Here is a 23,050-nt window from a genome sequence, read left to right on the forward strand (position 1 = left end):
ACGGTACCCCCTGTCGTTGCGCCGGAACGCCGTGGACTGGGAACGTCAGCGTCCGACCTGGCGCGAGGCGCGCCCAGCCGTCATCGCCGACGCCCTGAAGCGCGCCCAGGCGCGACCGTCCGGCAACTGGTACGTCGTGGGCGCCACCAGCGACGTACGCGACGACCGCCCGCTGGCCCGGACGATCGCCGGGCAGGAGGTCGTCGTCTGGCGCGACGCCGCAGGACAGTTGGTGGCCGGACCCGGCATCTGCCCTCACCTGGGCGCACCGCTTCGCGACAGCCCCGTCCGTTGCGGCACCCTCGTCTGCCACTGGCACGGGCTCGGCCTGCGCGGCACCTCGTTCGCGGGCTGGGAGCCACTGCCCGCGCACGACGACGGGGTGCTGGTGTGGGTGCGCCTGGACGACGTCGGTGGCGAGGTACCGCTGGAGGCGCCTGTGGTTCCTGCGCGGCCCGCACTGGCGGGAGCGGTGTCCGCGGTGTACGTCGGCGTCGGTACCTGCGAACCCGAGGACGTCGTGGCCAACCGTCTCGACCCCTGGCACGGCGCCTGGTTCCACCCGTACTCCTTCGTGGACCTGACCGTCGTGCCCGCAACCCCCGCGACGCAGGGACCCGACGGACCCTCGCAGCGTGAGCCCGGCGCCCCGGACGAAAGCGCCCCGACGGACGAGGACGGTTTCACCGTAGACGTGTCCTTCAAGGTCGCCGGGCGACTCGTCGTACCGGTGCGGGCCGTGTTCACCGCTCCCGAGCCGCGTACGGTCCTGATGCGCATCACCCGGGGTGAGGGCGCGGGATCGGTCGTCGAGACGCACGCCACCCCGCTCGGCGCCGACGAGCACGGCAGGCCGCGGACAGCGGTGGTGGAAGCGGTGGTGGCGGCGTCCGATCGGCCTGGATTCGCCGTGGCCCGCCGGATGACGCCGCTGCTGCGCCCCCTGATGCGGGCCGCCGCCGGCCGACTGTGGCGCGACGATCTCGCCTATGCGGAACGACGCTGGCAACTCCGCTCGACCGGGCGCTTCCCCGGCTGAGGAGTGCTGGCGGAGCCGCCTTCCGGAGGGAGATGTCCGCGAAGCGCGTCGGGGCTGGGACCGGTACAACCCTCCGCCCCGCGGGAACTCGGAAGCCAGGAGGCTGAAGACATGACCAAGGACGAAAGCCAGGACAAGAACCTGCGCAAAGGCGACAAGGTCACCTGGCGCAGCCACGGGAGCGAGGCGACCGGCAAGGTCGAGAAGAAGATCACCCGCCGCACCGAGGCCGCCGGACGGACGGTGGACGCCTCGTCCGACGAGCCGCAGTACGAGGTGCGCAGCGACAAGTCCGGACGATCCGCCGTCCACAAGCCGTCCGCCCTCAAGAAGCGAGGGAAGTGAGCCACGCATGGATCACGAGCAGACATGGAGCGAGTTCCGCGACCTGGTCACCATGGCGCCCGCGGAACTGGACAAGTGGCTGAAGACACCGGAGTCCCGAGACGCTGGACAGCACCAGGGCGGCGGTGAGTCCACCGGCCACGCCTCGGGCCGCCGTATCGTCGGCATCCTCCGCACCCGCAAGGACGACCTGTCCGACGCGGACTACCAGCACATGCGCAAGGTCGTCGGCTACGTCCGCCGCCACCTGGCGCAGCGCCCCTCCGGGGACGTCGCCGACACGACGTGGCGCCACTCCCTCATGAACTGGGGCCACGACCCCCTCTCCGGCCACGGCGGCTGAATGCGGGCCGCTCCGGCTCACGGACCTCGTGGCAGGTGCAACCGTTGACACCGAACCAGCGGAAAGGAGGGCATACCCCCCAGGGAGAGGATCACCTGACATGCAGCTCCGCGACGAACTTCCGGTCGATCACCAGCTCGCCACCGTCTACCGGTACGGCGCCGCCTTCTGCGGCGTGGTCCTGCTGATCTTCGGAGTCCTCGGCTTCGCCGACCGGCTCAGCCCGTTCGGCACCGACGGCGACACCATCGCCGGCATGACCACCAACGGCGCCCTCAGCCTCGTCTCCGTCGTCGTCGGCCTCGCGCTGATCGCCGGCGCCGTGATCGGCGGCAACTTCGCGTCCACGCTCAACATGACGGTGGGAACCCTCTTCCTCCTCAGCGGCTTCTGGCACATCTTCGTGCTGGACAAGGACGCGAACTTCCTCGACTTCGGCCTGACCAACGTCATGTTCAGCTTCGTCATGGGCCTGGTCATCCTGACCTTCGGCATGTACGGCCGGGTCACCAGCAGGCTCCCCCATGACAACCCGTACTGGCGCCGCCGCCACCCGCGCCAGGCGGCCGAGGAGTCCCTGGCACGCCGACGCAGGGCCGCAGGAGCGATCGGCTCCGCCGAGAACCCGACGGCGGCACTCCCCGGTACGGCCACCGACGGCGCGGTCCGCTGACCACTCCGTCCGCACACCCCGACCCGCAGCTTCCGGGGCCCACCGGGCAGACACCCCTGGGCCTCGCCGCTCACTACGGCCATCGCGTTGCTCCACGGCGCGGCCGATGAGTTTGTGGGTCTCGGTCGGTCCAAACTCGTGACACCCCACGAAAGGACACTGCCATGTCGGAGCTTCTCGTCGACTTCATCACCTCTCTCGACGGCTATGCGTCGGGAGCGGGATGGCCCGGGTTCTGGGGGCTGGAGGGCCCGGAGTACCTCGCATGGCTCGGCGAGCAGCCCGAGGTCACCTACCTGATGGGGGCGAACACCTACCGCCTGATGTCGGGCTTCGCCGCGGGCGAGGTTCCCGGTGGCCAGGACGAGTTCCGGCCCGAGGAAGAGGCGTCCGTCGACGAGCTCACGAGGGCGTCCAAGGTGGTGTTCTCCTCGTCGCTGGAGGAGCCGCTGACGTGGGCCAACTGCACGCTCGTCCGTGACGACGCCGTCGAGGCGGTCCGCGCCATGAAGGCGACCGGCTCGGGGCTCCTCAGCACGATCGGCAGCCTCAGCCTGTCCCGGTCCCTGCTCCGGGCCGGACTCGTCGACCGCTTCCGGGTCGTGATGTTCCCGGTGATCACGGGGGCCACGGGCGAGGAACGCATCTACGACGGCTATCCGGACGTCGCCCTTGAGATGACCGAGCACCGCACCTTCGACGGCCGCATCCAGCTGGTCGAGTACAAGCCCCGCGTGCTCGAACACCCGCCGCTCGGCACCCCTGCGTGACACCGCCCCATGGCGGACAGGGACCGGGACCTGGCCCAGAGGCTGGAGACGGCGATCACCAGCCTGCTGGAGCGTCGTGCCGACACGGCTTCGATCTGCCCGTCCGACGTGGCGCGCGAGGTCTACGAGGGCGACGACGACGGTTGGCGAGCGCTGATGGAGCCGACCCGGCAGGCGGCTTGGCGTCTGGCGGCAGTGGGCCAGGTCGAGGTGACCCAGGGTGGACGGCCGGTCGTGGAGGGCGAGGCGCGCGGCCCCCTTCGTATCCGTAGGGCACGCCGCTGACACACACATGTGCCCGCGCCCGCCGCGGTGTGCGGTGGGCGCGGGTGGTTGTTACTGGTCTGGCAGGTGTGATCGGGTTTGTCAGCAGGGGTTGACGGTCAGTTTGAACGTGGTCGTCGTGTTGCGGATGTCCTGGGCGTTGTTCCCGGTGCGCAGGCAGTTGATGGTGGCCTCGCCGACGGCGGGACCCTGGCCCGGTTCGGGCATCTCGTTGGCCCAGACGCCGAAGCCGGACTTGGCGTCCCACGCGTCGCCGCTCTTGCGGGCGCCGGTGATGGAGATGTCGTTGAGGACGGTGTCCTTCACCGGGTTCTCGGGCGTGGTGCCGTTGTACTTGGTCTGGAACATGAGGCCGCTGTAGGTGGGGTCGACGATGTCGACGTGGTTGACGCGGATGCCCTGGAAGACCTTCGAGGCGGAGAAGAACCAGATGCCGGGGAAGGTCTGGTCGCCCCAGAAGTGCCCGCCGGCGCGGACGATCGAGATGTTCTCGAACGTCGTCGGATCGGTGCCGAAGCCGTTCATCGGGTAGCCGAAGTCGAGCGAGGAGATGGTGATGCCCGAGTAGACGAGGGTGTCCGCGATGTGGATGTTGCGGAAGGTGTTGTTGTAGCCGCCGTACACGGCGACGCCCGCGGCTCGCCAGGTCAGGGTGGTGGTGAGGTTCTCGTAGAGGTTGTTCTTCATGTCGGCGCCGCCGGCGTCGATGGCGGAGAACAGCGCGAAGCTGTCGTCGCCGGTGGCGCGGGCGTCGTTGTTGGTGACGAGGTTGTCGGTGGACCCGTTCGTCATGTTGATGCCGTCGGCGAACAGGTTGCGGATCCGGGAGTTCTTGATGGTCATGCGGTCGGTGTTGGCGCCCCAGTAGAGGCACACCATGTGTTCGTTCCAGATGTCGTCGATGGTGATGTCGGAGACGTTGGCGAAGTCGAAGACCTTGCCGGGGCCGTCGATGCGCGAGGTGTAGTTGCCGAAGTAGGCGAAGCCCTTGAAGAGCGAGCCCTTGGCGGTGGCGTCGGCGCGGAAGCCGATGTCGGTGTTGTCCTGGGTGCTGGGGGCGTGGAACTGGGTGTACCAGGGGCCGGCTCCGACGACCTTGACCGGCTTGCCGTAGACCTGGAACTTGCTGCCGGTCTCGTAGTCGCCGGGCGGGAGGTAGACGCCGACGAGGGTGTTGGTGGTGTCCATGCGGACCTTGTCCAGGGCGTTCTGGACGTCCTGGTGGGTGAATCCGGTGGGCACGGCGTAGGTCGCGGGGTCGGGGTTGGCGGCCGGGGCGACCTGTTCGAGGTTGATGAAGTCGATGGTGTAGGTGGAGGTGTTGGCGGAGCCCTTCTGGAGGCGGATCTTGCTGCCGGCGGGTACGGTCTCGCCGAGCATGAGGTGTGCCTCGTCGTAGATGTGCCGCGGGGCGCCCGCGCCGGGCGAGTTGCCGGGTGAGGCTTCTGCGCCGTAGAGCCAGGCGTACTTGGAGGTGAGCGGGATGGCCTTCTTGAAGGTGCCGTCGACGTAGAGGTCGAGGGTGGCGTCGGTGCCGCCGCCGCCCGCCGCGTCGGGAATGGAGAAGCGGGTCACCAGGGTGTTGGTGGCGGCGCGGGTGGTGAACTCGACGTACTCGCCGGTGGCGTCGAGGCGGACGGCCTTGCGCCCGGATGCCTCACCGGCGGGGTCGCCGACGGTGCGGTTGGGGCCGAGGACACTGGCGCCGCCGCCGGTGGTGCCGTCCTCCGCCTCGTACATGTCGTAGGGCATGTTGGCGCCGCGGCCGACGAACAGGGGCTGGGTGGCGGTGTTGTTGTTGCGCTTGACGGGGAGTTCGTTGGTGTCGGCGGCGAGGACGGTCTTGACGGTGTAGGTGCCGTTGGCGGCGGTCCAGGGGCCGAGGGTGACGACGGTGGAGTCGCCGGGGGCGAGGGTCGCGTCGTAGGAGCCGGTCAGGGTCTTGACCGTGGCGCCCTGCTTGTCGAGGAGGGTGAGGGTCACGCCGTGGCTGCCCGCGGCGGTGGGCTCGGTGCCCTGGTTCTTCACGGTCGCCTTGAAGGAGACGGTGTTTCCGGCCGACGGGCTGGAGGGTGTGGTGGTCACCGAGGTGGTGATCACGTCGGAGCTGGCGACCGGCTTGACGACGAGGGGCGTGGGCCGGGTGTAGGTGTTGTTGGACTCGTTCTGCTCGATGACCGTGCCCGTGTCGTCGGCGACGGCGCTGAGTTCGTAGGAGCCGGCCTCGCGCTGGCCGATGGAGGCGGTGACGGTGGTCTGTGCGCCGGCCGCTAGGGCGCCGACGTCGGCGGTGGCGACCTTGGTACCGCCCAGGCGCACCGCGAGCTTGCTCGCGGCCGCGGCGGCGGGGCCGTCGTTGCGGACGGTGGCGGCGACGGTGATGGCGTCCGACTCGACCGGCGAGGCGGGCGTCGTGGTCAGGTTCGTCACCTGTAGGTCGGGGTTGGGTGCGGGCACGCCGATCACCTGGAACTCCGCCAACTGGCCTGCCGGGGCGCCGGAGTTGGCGGTGAAGCGGAGCCTGACGTCGGCCGTGCGGGCGGTGACGGGGATCGTGACCGTGTTGGCGCTCGCCGGGTCGAAGGCGTAGCTCTTGGCGGCGACCAGGCTGGTGAAGTCGGAGGCGTTCTGGTCCCGGCCGAGGACTTCGATGGTCTGGGTGCGGGCGGACCAGGCGCTGTCGGGGTTCAGTTTGAGGGCGAGGCGTTCGAGGTCGGCGTTGGCGCCGAGCTTGACGGTGAGGGTGTTGGGGTAGCTGCCGCCGGCGCCTTCCCAGTAGGTGGCGGTGCTGTTGTCGTTGGCGTTGGCGGCGACATACGTGTGGACGGTGGAGGAGGCGTCGATCGGCTTGCCGACGGCGAGGTTGGAGCCGTTGCCGCCGCTGCCGTTGCGGGTGACGCTGTTGCTGTTGCCCGACTGGTTGCCGGCGGCGTCCTTGGCGCGGACGTAGTAGGTGACGGTGCTGGTCGCGGGCTGGGTGTCGGTGAAGGTGGTGACGTTGCCCGCGACGCTGTCCCTGAGGACGTTGTTGGCGTAGATGTCATAGCCGCTGACGCCGGTGTTGTCGGTCGACGCCGTCCAGGTGAGCTTGATCTGGCCGCTGCCGGGCTCCGTGTAGGCCAGGTTCGCGGGAGCGGTGGGCGCCTGGGTGTCGCCGGCGTCGCCGACACGGGTGACGGTGTTGCTGTCGGCGGACTGGTTGCCGGCGGCGTCACGGGCCCGGACGCGGTAGGAGACGGTCTGGTTGGCCGGGCGGTTGTCGGTGAAGGTGGTGGCGTCGCCTGCGACGGAGGTGAGCAGGGAGCCGTTGGCGTAGATGTCGTAGCCGGTGACGCCGGTGTTGTCGGTCGAGGCCGTCCAGGTGAGCTTGATCTGTCCGCTGCCGGGCTCGGTGTAGGCCAGGTTCGCGGGAGCGGTGGGCGCCTGGGTGTCGCCGCCGCTGGGGCCGTAGATCTCCAGCTCGGATATCTGGGCGGCGGGCTGTACCGAGTTGGCGGTCACCAGGACGCGGACGAACCGCGTGGTGGTCGAGTCGAGGGTGATGGTCGCGGTGTTGTCGTTCGCCGTGTTGAACGTGTAGGCCTGCGACGCCGAGAGGTCGGTGTAGGTACTGCCGTTGGTGCTGCCCTGGATCTTGAGGGTCTGGCTGCGGGTCTCCCAGCCCGCGGGGAGCTTGAGGACCACGCGGTTGACGGCGAGAGAGGCGCCGAGGTCGGCCTCCAGCCACTGCGGGAGTGCGTTGTTGGTGCTCTCCCAGTAGCTGGCGCGGTTGCCGTCGTTGGCGTTGGGCGCGGCGTACACGTCGGTGTGGCTGCTGGCCTTGAGGGTCTTGCCGGAGGCGAGATTGGTCGAGGACTCGCCCGCGGCGTGGACTTCGAGTTCGGAGAGCTGGGCGGCCTGCCAGCCGGTGTTGGCGCTGACGGCGATACGGACGTAGCGGGCCTGCGCGGCGGGGAAGCCGATGGTGACGGTGTTGGCGGAGCCGGGGGCGAAGGTGTAGGCGGCGGAACTCTTGAGGGTGGTGAAGCTGGTGCCGTCGGCGCTGCCCTGGACGGCGAGGGTCTGGGTGCGGCTCTCCCAGCCGGCGGGCAGCTTCAGGACGACTTCGTCGATGCGTTGGCTGCTGCCGAGGTCGGCCTGGACCCACTGGGGCAGGCTGCTGCCCGCGCTCTCCCAGTACGTGCCCTGGTTGCCGTCGGTGATGTTGGCGGCGGTGTAACCGTTGTTGGTGTTGCTGGCCGATGCGGTGTCGCCGAGCGCGATGTTGGGTCCGCCGGCGGCGTGGGCGGTCATCAGGGGGCCGCCCAGAGCCAGCAGGCTCGTGACGATCGCGGCGCTCAGCCACCGTGATCTCCAGGTGGGGGTTCTCATCGTTCCTCGCATTTCGGGATCGCACGTCGGGGGTGCGGGTCGCGTCTCCGGTGAGGGCATCCACTTATGACGCCCTGGAATTCAGACTTTGCGTTGAACGGTCAGAGAGTTGCAGAGGATTGTCGCAGCGTCTACAGATCCGGCACGGTGAGTTGTCGGTCGGCCGAACAGGCCCGATGGGCGGACATCCACGGCGCGTGAGCGCGGACATGCCGGTTCGGCGACCCGCGCGCGGCGGGCCGCCGAACCGTTCGCCGCACAGGTCAGCTGCGGTTGATCACGAACTGGGAGCCCGGCTCGACACAGACGTCGCCCTCCGCCGAGCCCGTGATGGTCACACCGGTCAGGGTGGCGCTGCCGCGGGCGCCGCCCATGGCGAGGACACCGCAGCCGTTGAGCGACTTGTCGATGCGGACGTTGCTCACCTTCACACCCGGCATCGCACCGCCGCCCGTCTTGAACTGGATGCCGTCGTAGGTCGAGTCGTGGATGTCGGTGTCGCGGATGGTCACCCCGGGGATGTCCGGCCCCTGTGCGAACAGCGTGATGGCGCCGAACTCCTGGTCCTCGTTCCAGAACGCCCCGCCGGTGCGGTGGAGCGCGTTGTTGGCGATGAGGGTCTGGCCGGAGAACGGGATCGGGTCGTGGTCGGTGGCCAGCATGATGCCCGGGTAGTTCATGGTGTCGGCGACGACGTTGTTCTCGATCGTGTTGCCGTAACCGCCGTACACCGCGATGCCGTTGGCGCGCCAGGGCAGCTGGACGGTGTTGTTGCGGAAGTGGTTGTCGTGGCCGACGTCGACCGAGGTGTCCTTGACGTACTTGCTCGCCCACACCGCGAGCGCGTCGTCCCCGGTGTTGCGGAAGGAGGAGTTGTACACGGTCGAGTTGCGGGTGCCGTTGGCGAAGTTGATGCCGTCGGCGTAGGTGTCGCGCACCCGCATGCCGGTGAACTCCAGGCCGTCGCCGGGGTTCCACAGCTCGGGGATGTTGGAGTAGTCGCGGCCGACCCACACACCGACGTTGGCGTGCTCGATCCACACGTTGCTGATCTTCGTGTTCTTGCCGAAGCGGCCGTTGAGACCGACGCCGCCCTCGGCGTTGCCGTCGCCGCCCCGGATGGTGCCGGAGCCGAAGATCGCGAGGTCGGAGATCTTGGTGTTGTCGTCGATGTCGAAGCCGAAGTTGCCCTCGTGCGGGTGGTTGATGCCGCCCGCGTCCTGGGGCGCGGTCAGTGTGTAGAGCTGCGAGTGCCACATGCCGGCGCCGCGGATGGTCACGTCACGGATGCCGACCTGGTTGTACTGCCCGCGGTTGAGAGGGTCGTCGGTGAGGATCTTCTGCTCCTGGCGCCACTGTCCGGCGGGGATCCAGACGCAGGCGATGTCTCCGTTCTGGTCGGCCGTGACGGCGCGTTGGAGGGCGTCGGTGTCGTCGATGCCGTCGTTGGGCACCGCGCCGTAGGCGGTGATGGAGGTGCACTCGGCGGGTTTGGTGGCGGGCGGCGCCACCTGCTCCAGGTCGATCAGGTCCAGGACGTAGTAGGCGGCGGTGTCACCCGCGTCGCGTTGGAGGCGGAAGGTGGTGCCCGCGGGGTAGGTCGTGGTCAGCAGCGCCTGCGCCTCGTCGAACAGGCGGCGGGCGTCGCCGCCGGGACGGTTGGTCAGCCCCTCGGGTTCGTCCGTGCTGCCGTACAGCCAGCTGTGCTTGGACGACAGGGTCAGCTTGCGCACGAACGTGCCGTCGGCGTAGAGGCTGAGGGTCGCCTCCCGGCCGCCGCCGGCCGCCGCGTCGGGGATGGAGTTGCGTACGACGACGGAGTTGGCCGCGTTGGTGGAGGTGAACTCCACATAGTCGCCCGTGGTGTCCAGGCGTACCGACTCGCGGCCCGAGGACTCGGTGGCGAAGTTGGTGTGCCCGAACGTCCGCTTGCTGTCGGCGGTCAGCAGGGTGCCCCGGTAGCGGTCGGTCTCCGCCTCGTACTCGGTGTACGGCAGGGCGGCTCCGCGTCCGACGACGATGGAGCGGGCGAAGACGTTGTTGTCCTCGTTGGTCTCGGTGACCGTGCCGGTGGCGTCGGCGGTGGCCGTCAGGGTCGCGCCGCCGCTGGCGGCCTTCCAGGTACCGCTGATCGCGACGTCGGCCGTGGCCCCCGCGGCGATCGTGCCGGCCGTGCCCTTGAGGGTCTGCTCCCCCACGGTCAACTGCGTGACGCTGCCCGCCGGGACGGCGGTGGTGCCCCGGTTGCGGACGGCGACGGTGAACGAGACGTCGGCGCCGACCGCGGGTGAGGTGGGGTTGGTGGTGATGCCGGTGACCGTCAGGTCGGGGCCCGGGCTCTGGGAGACGGTCAACTTCCCGGTCGCGGTACGGCTGTTGTTGCTGTTGTCGGACTCGGTGACGGTGTCGCTCGGGTCCACGGCGGCCGAGACGGTGTAGGAGCCCGTCGGACGCTTGCCGACGGGTACGTCGACCGTGGTGGACTGCCCCGCGGACAGGCCTGTGACGGAGGCGGAACCGGCGACGGTGCCCTCGACGCTGACGTCGAGTGCGCTCGCGGGCGCGGTGGCGGTCCCGGCGTTCCGGACGGTGGCCTTGACCGTCACCGGGTCCGCCTCGGAGGGTGCGGCCGGGGACCAGGTCAGGTCGGTGACGACGAGGTCGGGCTGCGGGGTGGCGGTGCCGAGCACCTCGACCTCGGCGACCTGTGCGCCGGGCGCGCCGGTGTTGGAGGAGAAGGCGAGGCGGACGTCGGCGATCCGGCCGGTGACCGGGATGAGGACGCTGTTGCCGCCGGAGGACGGACTGAAGGAGTAGTCGGCGCGGGCCTTCAGCGTGCTGAACCCGGACACGCCCGTGGCGCGGCCGAGGACTTCGAGGGACTGGGTCCGCTGCCCCCAGGCCGCGTCCGGGTTGAGCTTGACGCGCACCGCCTCGACATCCGCGTCGGAGCCGAGCTTGACGGTGAGGTTCGCCGGGAAACCCGCCGACTCCCAGTAGGTGGAGACGTTGCCGTCATTGGCGTTGGCGGCGACGTAGTTCTGGGTGGTGGAGGAGGCCTCGACGGGCTTGCCCCGGGCGAGGTCGCCCGCCTCGGTGGGCGGCTCCTCGGGTTCCTGCCCGGCGTCGCCGAAGACCTCCAGTTCCGACAACTGGGCCGCGTTCCAGCCGGAGTTGGAGGTCACCTGCACCCGTACGTAACGGGCGGTGGTAGCCGGCAGGTCGATGTTCACGGTGTTGGCGGCGGACGGGTTGAAGGCGCGGCCCTGTCCGGCGGCGAGGGTGCTGAAGGAGCCGCCGTCGGTGCTGCCGAGGACGGACAGCGACTGGGTCCGCGCTTCCCAGCCGGTGGGCAGCTTCAGCGCGACTCGGTCCAGGGGAACCGGCGCGCCGAGGTCGACCTGGACCCACTGCGGGAACGAGCCGGTGGGCCCTTCCCAGTACGTCTGCTGGCTTCCGTCGGTGACGTGGGCGGCGGGGTAGCCGCCGAGGGCTCCGCCGGCCGTGGCCGTTCTGCCCAGGGCCAGATTGGTCTCGGCCGCGGCGTGTGCCGGGGCGGGGAGCAGTCCGGTGGCTGTCAGACCCGCGAGCAGCAGGCCGACCCCCAGCCGTCTGCTCAGGTTGATGCGTCTCATGGTGGCCTCTCCGCAATCCGGGCACGGTGCGGCGGCCCCGCCGCCACCGCCCGGACCGGGCCCGCGGGCGCGGAGCGCGGCGGGGCCGGGGAGTGGGGGGTGGCGGGGTCGCGCGCCGAGATCCCAGCACGACTTCATTGAGGGATGGCGCCGTTGAGTCGATTTATTGAGTAGTTATGTGACTCACTTGCAACGCTGAGGTGACAGGTTTCTCCAAAATGAAGTCCGTGTCAACGTCTCCGTCAGGTTCACGACAGGGAACTGCTGGAGAAACGACAACGGCACCGGTGTCACGACCGCCGGGAAAGCGGTGACACCGGTGCCGTGCGGCGACGCGGGATCAGACGGTCACGCAGTGGGCGGCTGCGCGGTGGAACCGCGCACCACCAGCTCCGGCTCGAAGAGCAGCTCGCCCGGGTGCGCCGCGCTGCCCTGGATCTGGGCGCACAGCAGGTCCACCGCCGCACGCCCCATGGCCTCGATGGGCTGGCGCACGGTGGTCAGCGGCGGTTCCGTGCAGGTCATGAAGGCGGAGTCGTCAAACCCGACGACCGACACCTCCCCGGGCACGGCCAGACCTCGCCGGCGCGCGGCCCGGATGGCGCCCAGGGCGAGCGGGTCGCTGGCGCAGACGATGCCGGTCACCCCCGCCTCCAGCAGCCGGGCCGTCGCCGCCTGACCGCCCTCCAGGGAAAAGATCGACCGCTGGACCAGGGCGTCGTCCCACACCGTGCCCACCGCGTCGGCGGCCAGTCGGGCGGCCGCCAGCTTGCGGCGCGAGGGCATGTGGTCCTCGGGCCCCAGGACCAGGCCGATCCTCTCGTGCCCCAAGGACGCCAGATGCCGCCAGGCCTGCTCGACCGCGACCGCGTCGTCGCACGCCACGCACGGGAAGTCCAGCCCGTCGATGGAGGCGTTGACCAGCACCACGGGGATCTTCCGCTCCGCGAGCTGGTGGTAGTGCTCGTGCGGGGCGTCGGCCTGCGCGAACAGGCCGCCGGCGAAGATGACGCCGGAGACCTGCTGCTGCAACAGCAGTTCCACGTAGTCCGCCTCGGACACGCCGCCCCGGGTCTGCGTGCACAGCACGGGCGTCAACCCCTGCTGGGCCAGTGCACCACCGATGACCTCGGCGAACGCCGGAAAGATCGGGTTCTGCAGTTCGGGGAGCACCAGGCCGACGAGCCGGGCCCGCTCACCGCGCAGCTGGGTCGGCCGCTCGTAGCCGAGCACGTCCAGAGCGGTCAGGACCGACTGACGGGTCGCCTCGGACACCCCGGGCTTTCCGTTGAGGACACGACTGACCGTCGCCTCGCTGACCCCAACCTTCTTCGCCACCTGAGCAAGTCGTCGTGTCATGAACGCAAGCCTAGCGCAAAATACGCAAGCCAATTGCAGAGAATTCCGATTTTCCGTCGCCCGCGCGACGCTCCACTCGCCCCCGGCCGGGCGTCACCAGGGTGAGGGCGCCGGAGGCTCCACCACCGGAGGCCGGTCGTCACAGGTGATGGTGTTCGGCAGCATCCACCCGGCGAGCCAGCCGCCGTCATTGCCGCCGAGGTCGGTCAGCGCGAACTCCGAGCCGCCGGACGGGAAGTTGAAGGAGCCGCAGTTGTTCACCCCGACCGCGCCGACATTGCGGGCGTCCACGTTCTCGAAGGTGGCGGAGCCCTTCGTACGGGCACTGAGCACCGAGTTGCCGGTGCCGTCGACGCGGATGTCCTTGAAGTGGACGGACGGGATGTCGTAGAGGTCCTTCACTCCGTACTCGCTCACGAGCATGATCGCGTTGTGGGTGCTGTCGAGGTAGTGATCGCCCGTGACCCGGATGTCGGCGTCGATGGAACCGTCCAGGGCGTAGAGCCACAGGGCGCCCAGCCCGATGCGCCAGTTGAGGTCGAGAGTGCCCGCGCGGACCGTGGTGTTGTCGGTGAAGTGCAGGAACCCGCCGAACGGGATGGCGCCGAAGCGCGCGCCCGCGTGCAGCGCGCTGCCTTCGCGCACCGGGTCCGCGACCAGGTTGCCGCTGACCGTGTTGTCACGTCCGCCGTAGAGGGCGATGCCGTTGGCGAGCGTAGGGGACTGCACCGTGTTGCGGGAGAAGGTGTTGCCGGAGTCGGCCGTCTTCTCCGACCACATCGCCAGACCGTCGTCACCGGTATTGCGGACGAAGTTGTCGTGCACGAGCGAACCGGTCACACCCGTATGGAAGTTGAGGCCGTCGGCGACCTGGTCGACGATGACGTTGTCGCGCACGCGCAGGTTCCGCATCGGGCCGTCGAACCACAACCCGGCCTTCGTGTGGTGCAGATACAGACCGCTGATGGTGGAGTCGCTCATGGCGCCGCCGATCGCGTTGACCTGATCGGTGTCGACGCGGTCACGGACATCGCCCTCGACGGCGAAGCCGGACAGGTGCACGTCACGGCTGCCGCCGTCCGCGGCACTCCTGCCGTACAGCCCGACGCCGGTGTGCCGGGAACCGTCGGGCGCGGGAGCGTCCAGGGTGACCTGGCGGCCTTTCAGGATCGTGTGCCAGCTGCCCGCCCCGATGATCGTGACGTCGTCGACCTCGATGTGCCGGTCGACCTGGAAGGTGCCCGGTGGAAGGTAGACGGGCCGGTCGACGCGGCGGGCGAAGGCGATGGCCCGCTCGATCGCGGGCGCCGCATCCCGCCGGCCGGTGGGGTCCGCGCCGAAGCCGCGGACGTCCACTCCCCCACGTACGGCCTTCGGCGGCGCCACCAGCTGGGAATCGAGCAGATCCACCACGGTCCAGGGCGCGCGGCTGCCCGCGGGCACCGTCAACCGCACGCGGTCGCCCGCCCGGTAGGTGCGGTCCAGGAGCAGGCGCTGCTCGTCGTAGAAGTGCGTGGGCCGGAACGGCTTGTCGATCTCCGGGGCCGGCGTGGTGGCCGAGGGCACGCACGAGCACTCGGTGATCCACCAGTCGGGGTGCAGCAGGTCGGCGCGGGGGTCGTTGGTGAACGGGTACTGGTTGTAGAGCCAGGAGTACTGCGACGTGAGCGTCATGGTCGCGCGGTGCCGGCCCGCGACACGCACGTCGAGGGGCGCGGTGATGCCGCCGCCTTCCGGCGCGTCGGGAATGCTGTAACGCACGCTCAGGGCATTGGCGGCGCGCGGCAGGACGAACTCGACGTACTGCCCGGGCGTCAGCCGGACTGCCTTCCGGCCGGACGCCTCCGAAGCCAGCGTGTACGGGGCGCGGTCAGGACCGATGACCGTGCCGTCCGTGGTGACGTTCTCGGCTTCCTGCTCGTCGAAGTCCACGTCCGCGCCGCGCCCGGCGACCAGCGCGGGATCCAGTCCGGCGCGGGTGACGACCGGACGGCTGCCGGACGCGTCGGGGCCACGAGCGGGCGCCGCGGCGGCGATGCCGTCGGCCGCCAGTCCGAGAGAGAGCAGCGCACAGAACAAGGTGGTGGTTCTCGCGCCGGCGCGTGCGCGTACACGTCTGGAAGACATCGGGGACTCGCTTCTGTCGGAGGGAAGGACGCGGCACGTCGAGCGGTGAGCGGGTGGGGAAGGTGCGGTGATCGCGGACATGGGCCTGCGCGGGGCCGCGCGGGCGGGTGGAACCTGCGCGCCCGGCCGACCTGCTCCGGACGGCGGGGCGCGCAGAGAACGACGGGCGGTGCGCGCGGGAAGCCGAGGGTCGGTGTCAGGCGTCGTCGGCGACCCTCAGCCACACCGCCGTGTCCGGTGCCAGGGTCCCGTCGGTGCCGAGCGGCGCGCTGGCCAACAGGAGTTCACGGTGCGGGGGAAGCCCGGCCGGCTCGGCGGACAGATTGACGACGCAGATCACTCCCCCCGGCCGGGCGAAGGCCAGCACTCCTTCCTCGGCGGGCAGCCACCGCATGGGCCCGTCGCCGAAACCCGGCTCGGCGCGGCGGATGCGCAGTGCCTGCCGGTAGAGCGCGAGCATCGAGGTGGCGTCGACGCTCTGGCGGTCCACGGCGTAGCGCTCCCAGTCCTCGGGCTGCGGCAGCCAGGGGGCCGCTCCCGCGCCGAACCCGTAGGCCGGGGTATCGGCCTCCCAGGGCAGCGGCACCCGGCAGCCGTCGCGGCCGGGGTCGATGCCGCCGGAACGGAAGTGCATGGGGTCCTGGATCCGGTCGAGCGGGACGTCCGCCTCCGGCAGGCCCAGTTCCTCGCCCTGATAGAGGTAGACCGACCCGGGCAGCGCCAGGGTCAGCAGCGCGGCGGCCCGGGCTCGGCGCGCGCCCAGGACGAGATCGGTGGGGGTGTCGAAACGCTTGGTGGCGAAGTCGAAGCCGGTGTCGTCACGGCCGTAGCGGGTCACGGTGCGGGTGACGTCGTGGTTGCACAGCACCCAGGTGGCGGGCGCGCCGACCGGGGCGTGCTCGGCGAGGGTGTCGTCGATCGTGCGGCGCAACCGGCCGGGCTCCCAGGGGCAGGACAGGAAGTTGAAGTTGAACGCGGTGTGCAGTTCGTCGGGGCGCAGGTAGCGCGCGAAGCGTTCGGCGTCGGGCAGCCACACCTCGCCGACGAACACCCCGCCGTACTCGTCGGCGATGGCACGCCAGGACCGGTACACGTCGTGCAGTTCGTCCTGGTCGATGTACGGGTGGGGGTCGACGCCCTCCTCGAAGTCGGCGAGCGCGGGGTCCTTGGCGAGCAGTGCGGCGGAGTCGATGCGGACGCCGGCGACGCCGCGCTCGAACCAGAAGCGCAGCACGTCCTCGTGCTCCTGGCGGACCTCCGGGTGGGCCCAGTTGAGGTCGGGCTGTTCGGGGGTGAACAGGTGGAGGTACCACTCGCCGTCCGGGACCCGGGTCCAGGTCGGTCCGGAGAACTGGGAGGGCCAGTTGTTCGGGGGCAGTTCACCGTTCTCGCCCCGTCCGGGACGGAAGTGGAACCGCTCCCGCTCCGCGCTGCCGGGCCCTGCGGCCAGCGCCTGTTGGAACCAGACGTGCTGGTCGGAGACATGGTTGGGGACGATGTCGACGATGACGCGGATGTCGAGCGCGGCGGCCTCGGCGATCAGTTTCTCGGCTTCGGCGAGGGTGCCGAAGGCGGGGTCGATGGTGCGGTAGTCCGCGACGTCGTAGCCGCCGTCGACCAGCGGTGAGGCGTACCACGGGGTGAACCAGACGGCGTCGACTCCGAGTTCGGCGAGGTAGGGCAGTCTCGCCCGGACGCCCGCGAGGTCACCGGTGCCGTCGCCGTCGCCGTCGGCGAAGCTGCGGGGGTACACCTGGTAGATGACGGCGTCGCGCCACCAGTCGGCGGTGCGGGGCGCGTGAGGGGCTGCCACAGAGCGTTCCTTTCGGGCAGGAAGAAGGTCCTCGCCGCCGCCCCGGTTGCTGCGGGGCGGATGGACAGGGCGGCGGCGAAGCTCATTGGGGTGTGTTCCGTGCGGTGGGCGTCAGCCCTTGAGGCCTCCCGCGGTCAGGCCGCTCATGATGTTGCGCTGGAAGATCAGGAAGATGAGCAGCGTCGGTATCGAGGCGATGGTCAGTGCCGCGATCAGCACGTTGACGGGCACGCCGTTGGACAGCGAGTAGATGCCGACGTTGAGCGTCTGTTTGGCGGGGTCGGGCAGCGTGAGCATCGGCCACAGGAAGTCCTTCCAGACTCCGACGACCGCGAAGATCGACACCACGCCGAGGATGGGCCGGGAGATCGGCAGCACGATGGAGCGCAGGGTCCGCATCGGGCCTGCCCCGTCCATGGAGGCGGCGTCCAGGAGTTCCTGCGGGATGGAGTCGAAGAAGCGCTTGAGCAGGAAGATGTTGAACGCGTTGGTGACCGACGGCAGCCAGATCGCCCAGGGCGAGTTGAGCAGGTTGCGCTCCACGATCGGCACGTCCAGAACGGTCAGGTACTGCGGTACGACGAGGACGGTCGCCGGGATCATCAGCGTGGCGAGCATCATGCCCAGGATGGCCTTGCCCAGCACGGGACGGAGCTTGGACAGCGAGTACGCGGCCGCCACGTCCAGAACGAGCTGGAAGGCGAGGGCGCCGAACGCGTAGTAGAGGGTGTTGAACAGCAGCGAGGACAGGTCCATGACGTCCCAGGCCCGGCTGTAGTTCTCCGGTGTGAAGCTGTGCGGTGCCAGGGTGGGCGGGGTCTGGATCACCTCCTGGGTGTCCTTGAAGCCGCTGGAGACCAGCCAGTAGAGCGGCCCGAGGAACACCAGGCTGAATCCGCCGACGACCAGCGCGAAGACGGACCAGTACACCGCCTTGCCCTTGCGTTTGGCGAGCACGGCCGGCGCGATGAGTGTGCGTGTGGACATGGTGGACTCCCCCTGGCCTACTTGTCCTCGGCGCGGCTGATCTTGACGTACAGCGCCGAGAATCCGGCGAGCAGTACGAGGAGCATCAGACCCAGCGCCGCCGCGGCACCGTAGTTGTTGAAGTTGAAGGCGTACTGGTAGATGAGGTAGACGACGGTGGTCGTGGACCCCTCGGGGCCGGCGCCGCCGGTCAGGAGGAAGGGTTCGACGAAGACCTGCATCGTCGCGATGATCTGCATGAGCAGCATCAGCGACAGGATGAGCCGGGTCTGCGGGATGGTCACGTGCCAGATCTTGCGGAACAGGCCCGCGCCGTCGAGTTCCGCCGCCTCGTACAGTTCGCCGGGCACCGACTGGAGTGCGGCGAGGTAGATCAGGGTGGCGCCGCCCATGTTCATCCAGGTCGCGGCGATGACGACGGACAGCATGGACAGGTCGGGGTCCTGGAGCCACTGCTGTTCGGGCAGGTGCAGGAAGCCGAACAGCTCGTTGAGGAGCCCGTATCCGGGGTCGTACAGGTACTTGAAGAGCAGGACCGAGGCGACGGGAGGCAGCATCACGGGCAGATAGACGAGCAGCCGCAGATAGCCCTGCCCGTGCCGGAACTCGTTGATGACCACCGCGACTACGAACGGCACGGCGAAGCCGAGGACCAGCGCCAGGAGGGTGAACAGCAGGGTGTTGCGCCAGGCCTGCCAGAAGGCCGGGTCGTTGAAGACGGTTTCGAGGTTGTCGAAGCCGACCCAGGTCGTCTGTCCGCTCTCGGTCTTCTGGAACGCGAGGAAGAACTCCCGGATCATCGGATACCAGGAGAACACCAGGAAACACAGGACGGCTCCGATGAGGAAGCCGTGGGCCGTCAGGTTGCGTCTGAGGCTTCTGGCGAAGGAACCGCCGGGGGCCGTGGGGCCTGCGGTGCGCGGCTCGGGAGGGCGGGGTGGTCCCGCCTTGCTCGGGGTCAGGCTCGGGGCCGACATCGTCGCTCCTCGGTACTCAACTGCCGTTGCTGCGGCCGAATCCGCTGCCGTTGCAGCAGTGGTGTCTGCCGCCGTATCTGCTGCCGGGCGGGGCCGCCGCGGTAGGGCTGCCCCGCCCCGGCCGGTCACTGGTTGGCCAGGACCTGGTTGACCTGCGACTCGGCGGTGGACAGGAGCTTGTCGATGTCGGCGTTCTTGTTGGTGAGGATGCCGGACATCACGTTGTCGAGGACCTTGTAGATCTCCTGGGCCTTCGGCGGCTCCGCCTTGCCCGGGACCGGGTTGTCCATGAACGCCTTGAAGTTGGCGACCGGCATGGTGGCGTTGGCCTGGCGGGCCGCGTCGTCCTTGGTCTTGGACTCGTTCAGCCAGAAGTTGGGCTGCGGTACCCCGACGGGGAGCTTGTCGGCCTTGGTGCGCTCCCAGTTGAACTGGCCCTTGCCGACGGTGAGGTTCTTGAAGTTGAGCCAGGCGATCGCGGCCTTGACCTTGTCGCCGGAGATGCCCTTCTTGATCATGTAGTTGTTGCCGCCGGCGAGGGTGCTCTGGCCGCCGGGGATCGGCCCCATGCCGAAGTTCTCGTACTGGGCGCCCAGTTGCTGGACCATGTACGCGATGTCGTCGGGCGCGGCGAGGAACATGCCGAGCTTGTCGGTGGCGATCTGCTTCTGCAGGTCTCCCCACTTCAGCAGCTGGGTCTTGCCCATGCTGTCGTCCTCCCAGCGCATGGCGTGGAGGTTCTCGGCGACCTGCTTGCCGATGTCGTTGTTGAAGGCGGCCTTCTTGCCACTCGCGTCGACGATCTCGCCGCCGCGGCTGTACGTCTGCGCGGTGAAGTGCCAGCCGCCGGTGTTGCCGGCGCTGTACTCACCGAAGCCGGCGATGCCGTCGCCGAGGTCGGCGATCTTCTTGGCCGCGGCGCGGACCTCGTCCCAGGTGCGCGGCGGGGTGTCGGGGTCGAGGCCGGCCTGCTTGAAGAGCTTGCGGTTGATCAGCAGGCCCATCGTGTAGTTGCTCGTGGGCAGGCCGTAGAGCTTGCCGTCCTGCTTGAGCTGCCCGAGCACGTTGGGGTCGATGTCCTTGAGCAGCGGCACCGTCTTGTCGTTGACGTACGCGCTGATGTCGGCGGCGCCGCCCTCGGAGAGGACCTGGTCCAGGTCGGTGAAGTAGGTGTAGAAGACGTCCGGTTGCGACTTGGCCTTGAGCATGGCCGTGAACCGCGCCGGTTCCAGGCACTGGCCAGGGGTGGAGCGCCCCTCGATGGTGACGTTCGGGTACGTCTTGTTGAACTCGGCGACGTCCTCCTTCCACTCCTTGAGCTCGGCCGCCTTCGCCGTCGGGGGCATGCAGTCGATGGTGAGGGTCACCTTCGTCTTGGGGTCCAGCGGGGCGGACGGGTCGCTCGATCCGCTCCCCTCGGCGTTGTCCCCGTTGTCACTGCTGCTGGTGCCGCAGGCGGCCAGGGCGGTCAGTGTCAGTGCGGAGACGAGAGCGACCGCGCTGGCGCGGCGCGTACGACGGAACCGGGCAACTCTCATGGGTGGGTCCCCTTCGGGCATGACGTGGAGGAGGCCCCACCTTCGGTACGGGTGCGTTGTGGGGCGGGCCACACTCAACCACCACCGACAAGTGAACGCAAGATTGCGCGTCAAACTCGTAATTGCTCGACAATCGAGCGTCGTCTGGTCGGCAACGATGCAAGAGGGGCCGACACCCGGGTGCGTAACCGAGGAACCGCCGGTAGCGACGGCAAACCGGAATCGGTGCCGCCGAGCGGCGGTCGAACCCACCCGCGCCCGCAAACTCCGACGCTTGGGACGCAAAGGCTTGATAAGCGCGACGGCCAGGCGCTGCGGTTGCCGCGCCTGGCCGTCCTCATGCCGACTTGGAGTGTTGGCGGACTCTGTTCATGCGGAGCCGCGGTTCTTGCGGCGTGTCACTGTGAGCCTGTCGCCACCAGCCTCGCGGTGATGGGTTCGAGCTCGGTCATCAGTTCGTCGAGTTCGGCGGGGGTCAACGCGTCGTAGGGCGGGGCGGCCAGTTCGTCGGTCAGGGTTTCGATGCGTTGTTTGGTCTCGCGGCCCGCGTCGGTGAAGTGGCCGTCGGCGTCGATGAGTCCGCGTTCGCGCAAACGGTCCATGACGGCGGCCAGACGCTTTCTCGGCAGGTGATGGATCCGTCCGAACGACTCCGCGGGGTGGATGCCCATGTCCAGCGCCGACAGCACATGGGCCTGCGTACCGCCGATGCGTGCCCCGACCAGAGCGGCGATGTGCCCGTCACCGCGGTGCTCGCGCAACATCGTCGCAGAGTGCCACAGCCGGGCGACGGGGTCGCTCGGCACCGCAAGGGCGCGCATCCCGGCGTACATCACCCTGCCCTCCGTGGGCGCGCCCGTCGCCGCCTTGGTGGTCAGGTCGGCGGCGCGCACGAGCCCTGGGGAATCGGCCAGTTCAGCACCGAGGATCCGCCGTAGTGAGGCCACGCTGCCCCGCTCCCGTGCGGCGAGCGACGCCTCGGGCGGGATCGTCTCCCAGGCGCCGGGGATGTGCCGTGCCGCTTCCCCCTCGGCGAAGTTGTAGAAGGCGGCGTGCACGACCTCAGCCGGCACCCGCCCCAGCGGCGCCGCGCGGCTGGCGAAATAGCCGTCCCAGTAGGTGCGATGGCCGAGCGCGGCCATTTCCTCATTGCACTCGTCAGCGAGGTAGGTGACGAGGCAGATCGGCTCCAGGAGCTCATGCATACGGCGGGCGATGCGGGTCGTCGAATCCACGCGCGTCCTACCCATCAGGCTCTCCCCTTCGCTAGGTGTGCCGACTTGGACCGTCCCGCACGCCCGAACTCATCGGCAACCGAGAGCCCTCCTCCCGCGCAAACACGGTTCGACCCAGTTCGAATACATCGCGGCCACTCTGCCGCGAAAAGTACGTTGCTCACCGGAACGGCTCCATAAGTGGACCCGTCCCGGTGGATCGACACATGGAAGGAAAACGATGTTCAGGAAGATATCGCTCACCGCGGCGGCACTGGGGCTCGCGATCGTCGGCCCCCTGACACTCACGAGCCAGGCACAGGCCGCGGACCAGACCGCCGCGGCCCCCGCCGCCATATGCGGCTACAACGACAACATCGACGGCTGGGCTCAGTGGATCAACTGCGGCAACTACAGCCACCTGATCGAGACATGGGCTCTGGGTGCCAGCCAGAGCTTCCAGTGCGTGGCCGCCCACTCGACGTACACCTTGGGCCCCACCTGGTTCATCAGCAGCTCGAAGTACGCCGGCGGGGTGGGTTGTACGCCGTGATGACGCGTCTCCAGGGCCGGAACACCGCACGACTGCTTGGTTCGCGGCCTCCCGGAACGCGGCGCTGATCGCCGTGGGCCGCCGACGGGTGTTCGCGAAGGTCCGACCCCACGTATGCCCGGAATGCTGCCACAGCGTTCCGGGAGTCGGCGGCCCGTTCCCGGAGCCTCAGCCGTTGGCCAGGGTGCGATCGAGGAGGGCCAGCAGACGGTCCCAGTGGCGCTGCAGTCCGGCGGGGTCGAAGGCGTCGGTGTCGGACATGGTGAAGCCGTGGACGGTGCCGGGGTAAATCTCGGAGGTGTAGTCGACCCCCGCGGCTTGCAGGGCATGGTTCAGCTCGCCGAGAGCCTCGGGCGTCAAGTCGCCTTCCGCGTGGCCGAGATGGACCTGGCCGGTGATCTTGGCGAGGAGGCCGTGCAGGCCGTCGGGCCCGTCCGCCACCACGGGGCAGTGGAATCCGGCGACGGCGGCCACCTGGCCGGGGTGGGCCGCGGCCGTACGCAGCGCCAGGAGGCCGCCGATGCAGTAGCCGGTCACCGCGACCGGACCGGCGCCGACCTCGGGCTGTGCGGTGAGGAACCTGAGGTAGGCGTCTGCGTCACCCAGGACACGCTCGTCGGCCAGGTGCGCCTCGATCAAGGGCATCAGCTGGGCGAAGATCGCGGGCCGGGCGTCTTCTCCGATGCGCTCGGGAAGTTCGATCACCGGTGCGGGGCCGTGCCGGTAGAAGTAGTTGGGGACCAGCACGTAGTACCCGTGCCGGGCCAGTTCGCGGGCCATCTCCCGCAGTACGGGCCGGATCCCGAAGCCGTCCGCGTACATCAGGACCCCTGGGTGCCGCGCCCCGTCGTCGGGGAAGGCGACCAAAGCGTCGGCCTGGCCGTCCGCAGTGGCGATGTGCAGCGTCTTGGTGGGCATCAATTCTCCTGTCGTGACTGACGTGGCGTGCTGTGATCGTCACGACAGGAGGCGGAGCGCGCGCGGCAGCGCCAGACCCCCGACCCAACTGCGGGCCGACGTC

General features: G+C 69.3%; 17 protein-coding genes. 7 read left to right on the forward strand and 10 right to left on the reverse strand.

The features are described 5' to 3' along the window. Window positions 1-16 precede the first annotated feature (16 nt). From ACIHIX_RS25985 to ACIHIX_RS26010, 6 genes are all read left to right on the forward strand, one after another. Entirely contained in the window at window positions 17-1,039 is a 1,023-nt protein-coding gene (locus tag ACIHIX_RS25985; RefSeq protein WP_399960058.1) for a DUF5914 domain-containing protein, read from the forward strand. Between the two features lie 111 nt (window positions 1,040-1,150). After that, window positions 1,151-1,384: a DUF2945 domain-containing protein gene (locus ACIHIX_RS25990; protein ID WP_399960060.1), complete on the forward strand. Its 234-nt coding sequence runs from the start codon at window positions 1,151-1,153 to the stop codon at window positions 1,382-1,384. 7 nt (window positions 1,385-1,391) lie between these two features. Continuing rightward, a complete protein-coding gene (locus ACIHIX_RS25995) occupies window positions 1,392-1,727 on the forward strand; it encodes a DUF3140 domain-containing protein (protein ID WP_399960062.1) in 336 nt (111 codons plus the stop codon). Window positions 1,728-1,827: 100 nt separating this feature from the next. After that, window positions 1,828-2,400: a DUF4383 domain-containing protein gene (locus tag ACIHIX_RS26000; RefSeq protein ID WP_399960064.1), complete on the forward strand. Its 573-nt coding sequence runs from the start codon at window positions 1,828-1,830 to the stop codon at window positions 2,398-2,400. 164 nt (window positions 2,401-2,564) lie between these two features. Beyond that, window positions 2,565-3,170 carry a dihydrofolate reductase family protein gene (locus ACIHIX_RS26005; protein ID WP_399960066.1) on the forward strand — a complete coding sequence of 202 codons (606 nt, stop codon included), beginning with the start codon at window positions 2,565-2,567 and terminating at the stop codon, window positions 3,168-3,170. A gap of 9 nt (window positions 3,171-3,179) precedes the next feature. Then, the gene (locus ACIHIX_RS26010) at window positions 3,180-3,455 is read left to right on the forward strand and encodes a DUF3253 domain-containing protein (RefSeq protein ID WP_399960067.1); all 276 of its coding nucleotides are present in this window, start codon (window positions 3,180-3,182) and stop codon (window positions 3,453-3,455) included. An 81-nt stretch (window positions 3,456-3,536) separates the two neighbouring features. On the opposite strand, the gene ACIHIX_RS26015 is transcribed toward ACIHIX_RS26010, so the two are convergent. The 9 genes from ACIHIX_RS26015 to ACIHIX_RS26055 all read right to left on the reverse strand — a co-directional run bounded on the left by ACIHIX_RS26015 (window position 3,537) and on the right by ACIHIX_RS26055 (window position 21,512). Further along, window positions 3,537-7,826 (reverse strand): discoidin domain-containing protein, encoded by a 4,290-nt coding sequence (locus ACIHIX_RS26015; protein WP_399960069.1) that lies wholly within the window; start codon window positions 7,824-7,826, stop codon window positions 3,537-3,539. A gap of 263 nt (window positions 7,827-8,089) precedes the next feature. Further along, a complete protein-coding gene (locus ACIHIX_RS26020) occupies window positions 8,090-11,461 on the reverse strand; it encodes a CARDB domain-containing protein (RefSeq protein ID WP_399960071.1) in 3,372 nt (1,123 codons plus the stop codon). A 348-nt stretch (window positions 11,462-11,809) separates the two neighbouring features. Then, a complete protein-coding gene (locus ACIHIX_RS26025) occupies window positions 11,810-12,820 on the reverse strand; it encodes a LacI family DNA-binding transcriptional regulator (protein ID WP_399960073.1) in 1,011 nt (336 codons plus the stop codon). 93 nt (window positions 12,821-12,913) lie between these two features. Then, window positions 12,914-14,947 carry a glycosyl hydrolase family 28-related protein gene (locus tag ACIHIX_RS26030; protein ID WP_399960075.1) on the reverse strand — a complete coding sequence of 678 codons (2,034 nt, stop codon included), beginning with the start codon at window positions 14,945-14,947 and terminating at the stop codon, window positions 12,914-12,916. Window positions 14,948-15,143: 196 nt separating this feature from the next. Next, window positions 15,144-16,760 (reverse strand): glycoside hydrolase family 13 protein, encoded by a 1,617-nt coding sequence (locus tag ACIHIX_RS26035; protein WP_399960077.1) that lies wholly within the window; start codon window positions 16,758-16,760, stop codon window positions 15,144-15,146. A 111-nt stretch (window positions 16,761-16,871) separates the two neighbouring features. Beyond that, window positions 16,872-17,747: a carbohydrate ABC transporter permease gene (locus ACIHIX_RS26040; protein ID WP_399960079.1), complete on the reverse strand. Its 876-nt coding sequence runs from the start codon at window positions 17,745-17,747 to the stop codon at window positions 16,872-16,874. Between the two features lie 17 nt (window positions 17,748-17,764). Continuing rightward, window positions 17,765-18,724, reverse strand: coding sequence for a carbohydrate ABC transporter permease (locus ACIHIX_RS26045; RefSeq protein WP_399960081.1), 960 nt, complete (start codon window positions 18,722-18,724; stop codon window positions 17,765-17,767). Between the two features lie 125 nt (window positions 18,725-18,849). Continuing rightward, window positions 18,850-20,262: an ABC transporter substrate-binding protein gene (locus tag ACIHIX_RS26050; RefSeq protein WP_399960083.1), complete on the reverse strand. Its 1,413-nt coding sequence runs from the start codon at window positions 20,260-20,262 to the stop codon at window positions 18,850-18,852. A 398-nt stretch (window positions 20,263-20,660) separates the two neighbouring features. Then, window positions 20,661-21,512, reverse strand: a complete 852-nt coding sequence (locus tag ACIHIX_RS26055; protein ID WP_399960085.1) for a MarR family transcriptional regulator — start codon at window positions 21,510-21,512, stop codon at window positions 20,661-20,663. Window positions 21,513-21,717: 205 nt separating this feature from the next. Here ACIHIX_RS26055 and ACIHIX_RS26060 point away from each other — a divergent pair, with 205 nt between their 5' ends. Then, window positions 21,718-22,029 carry a hypothetical protein gene (locus ACIHIX_RS26060; protein WP_399960087.1) on the forward strand — a complete coding sequence of 104 codons (312 nt, stop codon included), beginning with the start codon at window positions 21,718-21,720 and terminating at the stop codon, window positions 22,027-22,029. Window positions 22,030-22,197: 168 nt separating this feature from the next. Here the strand turns inward: ACIHIX_RS26060 and ACIHIX_RS26065 are convergent, their stop codons facing one another. Beyond that, on the reverse strand, window positions 22,198-22,947 hold the full coding sequence (locus tag ACIHIX_RS26065; RefSeq protein ID WP_399960089.1) for a dienelactone hydrolase family protein: 750 nt from the start codon (window positions 22,945-22,947) through the stop codon (window positions 22,198-22,200). Between the last annotated feature and the right edge of the window lie 103 nt (window positions 22,948-23,050).

Origin of the sequence: Streptomyces sp. NPDC051913 (genome assembly GCF_044593635.1) — a bacterium.
Lineage (GTDB): Bacteria > Actinomycetota > Actinomycetes > Streptomycetales > Streptomycetaceae > Streptomyces.

Excerpts from the sequence above, each read along its gene's own strand:
- ACIHIX_RS25990 (WP_399960060.1), top strand. The coding sequence starts at position 1,151 with ATGACCAAGGACGAAAGCCAGGACAAGAACCTGCGCAAAGGCGACAAG.
- ACIHIX_RS25995 (WP_399960062.1), top strand. The coding sequence starts at position 1,392 with ATGGATCACGAGCAGACATGGAGCGAGTTCCGCGACCTGGTCACCATG.
- ACIHIX_RS26000 (WP_399960064.1), top strand. The coding sequence starts at position 1,828 with ATGCAGCTCCGCGACGAACTTCCGGTCGATCACCAGCTCGCCACCGTC.
- ACIHIX_RS26005 (WP_399960066.1), top strand. The coding sequence starts at position 2,565 with ATGTCGGAGCTTCTCGTCGACTTCATCACCTCTCTCGACGGCTATGCG.
- ACIHIX_RS26010 (WP_399960067.1), top strand. The coding sequence starts at position 3,180 with ATGGCGGACAGGGACCGGGACCTGGCCCAGAGGCTGGAGACGGCGATC.
- ACIHIX_RS26015 (WP_399960069.1), bottom strand. The coding sequence starts at position 7,826 with ATGAGAACCCCCACCTGGAGATCACGGTGGCTGAGCGCCGCGATCGTC.
- ACIHIX_RS26020 (WP_399960071.1), bottom strand. The coding sequence starts at position 11,461 with ATGAGACGCATCAACCTGAGCAGACGGCTGGGGGTCGGCCTGCTGCTC.
- ACIHIX_RS26025 (WP_399960073.1), bottom strand. The coding sequence starts at position 12,820 with ATGACACGACGACTTGCTCAGGTGGCGAAGAAGGTTGGGGTCAGCGAG.
- ACIHIX_RS26030 (WP_399960075.1), bottom strand. The coding sequence starts at position 14,947 with ATGTCTTCCAGACGTGTACGCGCACGCGCCGGCGCGAGAACCACCACC.
- ACIHIX_RS26040 (WP_399960079.1), bottom strand. The coding sequence starts at position 17,747 with ATGTCCACACGCACACTCATCGCGCCGGCCGTGCTCGCCAAACGCAAG.
- ACIHIX_RS26045 (WP_399960081.1), bottom strand. The coding sequence starts at position 18,724 with ATGTCGGCCCCGAGCCTGACCCCGAGCAAGGCGGGACCACCCCGCCCT.
- ACIHIX_RS26050 (WP_399960083.1), bottom strand. The coding sequence starts at position 20,262 with ATGAGAGTTGCCCGGTTCCGTCGTACGCGCCGCGCCAGCGCGGTCGCT.
- ACIHIX_RS26055 (WP_399960085.1), bottom strand. The coding sequence starts at position 21,512 with ATGGGTAGGACGCGCGTGGATTCGACGACCCGCATCGCCCGCCGTATG.
- ACIHIX_RS26060 (WP_399960087.1), top strand. The coding sequence starts at position 21,718 with ATGTTCAGGAAGATATCGCTCACCGCGGCGGCACTGGGGCTCGCGATC.
- ACIHIX_RS26065 (WP_399960089.1), bottom strand. The coding sequence starts at position 22,947 with ATGCCCACCAAGACGCTGCACATCGCCACTGCGGACGGCCAGGCCGAC.